Source organism: Zoogloea sp. LCSB751 (assembly GCF_002028455.1).
Taxonomy (GTDB): domain Bacteria; phylum Pseudomonadota; class Gammaproteobacteria; order Burkholderiales; family Rhodocyclaceae; genus Zoogloea.
This window is the reverse complement of the sequence record NZ_MWUM01000400.1, coordinates 1-254: the sequence shown is the minus strand read 5'-3', so window position 1 is coordinate 254 and position 254 is coordinate 1. Positions and strand designations below refer to the sequence as shown.

Sequence of the window (254 nt, the reverse complement as noted above, 5' to 3'; positions counted from 1 at the left end):
GCCTCCGCGCGAAATTCACGATAGGTCTGATGCGCGGGGATCAGGCTGCGCGCGTTCTCTTGGATATTGGCCGCGTTGGCTAGCAGAAATTTTTGCTCCAGTGGGTTGGTTATCGGGACATCGCGGGCCAGACCACCTTTGGTGGCGGCCTCGATGCGCACCATGCCATGTTGGGCCTGTGCTAGGGCCCTCACCGCGTCCAATTTCGCCGCCTCCTCGAACCTGAGCCCAAAAGCGCGTTGCAGGGATAGGAT

The 254-nt window shown here is 60.6% G+C and carries 1 pseudogene; it reads right to left on the bottom strand.

Annotation, left to right across the window (positions count from 1 at the left end):
- Window positions 1-245: pseudogene (locus B4920_RS31160) on the bottom strand (integrase); the annotation flags it as partial.
- Window positions 246-254 lie beyond the last annotated feature (9 nt).